1 protein-coding gene is annotated in these 1,651 nt (G+C 55.7%); it reads left to right on the top strand.

What is annotated here, in order from left to right; translation table 11 throughout:
* The first annotated feature begins 917 nt into the window (after positions 1-917).
* Positions 918-1,607 (top strand): hypothetical protein, encoded by a 690-nt coding sequence (locus tag C448_RS15955; RefSeq protein WP_004053852.1) that lies wholly within the window; start codon positions 918-920, stop codon positions 1,605-1,607.
* Positions 1,608-1,651 lie beyond the last annotated feature (44 nt).

The following is a 1,651-nucleotide window of genomic DNA, read 5'->3' on the forward strand; positions in this document are numbered from 1 at the left end:
CTTCTGACGGTGGCGTTCCGGCGTGATCGGCGCGACGACACCCCTCGTTCGGAGTGAAAATCAGTCGGGAAACGACCGCTCTTGCTGACAGGGGGATTCCGTATTGAATGAGGTGGGGCTACTGACAGCCTGTCAGCAAGCATGTGCCTGCTGACAGGGGTAAGGCCGAGGTCTTGAATCAATGACCTTCTGCCTGTGAAAGCCCGCACAGCGCGAGCAGGACCGTGGAGGTGGGCGGGCGCGGAGGGTGGGTACGCGGTCGGGCTTTGGCCGGCCAGAAGGGCCGGGATTCTTCGGCGGTGCTGTCGCGGTCGCCGTTCCCGAATCGTGCGCGTTTCTCGCGCGCGCTGAGTCAGTTGGTCGCAGTGCAGGGTGCGGCGCGGTCGCGGTGGCGACGGCTCGGAGAGCCGGAGCCAGTAGTCTGAAGCCGCGCACAGCGAGCACGCGCAATATCGCCGCAGCCGCGCAGCCGGGCGACCGAAGGGAGAGCAAGCGAAGCGAGCGGCCCGGTAAGCAGGACCGGCGAGCTTGCGCGATGGCGTAGCGAGCACGGCAGCGCGGTCGGGCCCATCTTGTAACCGAATTGGTAGTTTGTGGGTAATGGTGTTGGTGTGAGCTTTCCTTTAAGTAGTTCTCTCTACAATAAGGATATATGAAGGAGGAGCGTGCTGCATTTGGGTCATTTTTGTTGAGCGCGTTCCGAAACGAGTTACTGGCTGAGCGGTATCTGCGGTCAACCGAACAATTTGGGGCGGATTCTGTGGTCGTGCTGATATTAAAACTGAGTGACAACTATGGCTGGAGAAAGTAGACCAACGAATGATGGAGGAAAGGAGCCGGTGCATAGAGATTGGGGTGTGCAACACCAGCCCGAACCCGGTGATGGGTCTTTAGACCCTAATACAATCGAACGAGACATGAATAGTTACTCGCACTATGAGAGTCCCGCAGCGACTCAAATAGGAGAATCGGGTGATGAATATGACCAATTCCGCGAAATAAACGAGGGACGCCACAATTCTGATGGAGAGCTTCCTGTGCGGCAGGGTCAGTGGGATAAAAAGCATATCACGGAGATATTCTGCTCGCGGCTTGGGGTGACAGAATTTCAGAAAGGAGGGGTGATGGATGCAATGGAGGCTTTAGACTTCTCTCAATTTGGGAGCCAACGAGCGGTCGAAACTGTTGCATTGGGCGTAATACGATATGTCGTGAACAAGGACCGACTGGAACGCAATCCAGAGGCAACTTGGGTGTCTCACGAAGACCAGTTTCAAGAGTTGATGGAGAGTTGTAACGTGACCATGAGTGACTTGACTACGGTGAAGAGGATAGCTCTAAACCAAATTCCCAATCTACAGGCTGGCGGATCAACCCCGAAGCGTGACCCGAATCTTCCCCACGGAAGTACCCGGTCTCGGTCTGATGAGTGGTGGGAGACGCATCTTGAGTCTCATTATGAGGATTTGGACGAAGAAGATTGGCACTCGGTCCCGGACGGGGTTATTGAAGCTATCCCAGAGAAGTACCGCGACTGGATTCCAGACTCTCGGTTGGAAGATTCAGTACTTCACAAAGCTTGCCGGTTGAGTGCTTCTGAGACGTGAGTTGGTGGAGGAATTGGTGCCGAGCAACTGCTGAGGAAAGCAGA

It is taken from the genome of Halococcus morrhuae DSM 1307 (genome assembly GCF_000336695.1).
Classification (GTDB): Archaea; Halobacteriota; Halobacteria; order Halobacteriales; family Halococcaceae; genus Halococcus; species Halococcus morrhuae.

Excerpts from the sequence above, each read along its gene's own strand:
- C448_RS15955 (WP_004053852.1), top strand. The coding sequence starts at position 918 with ATGAATAGTTACTCGCACTATGAGAGTCCCGCAGCGACTCAAATAGGA.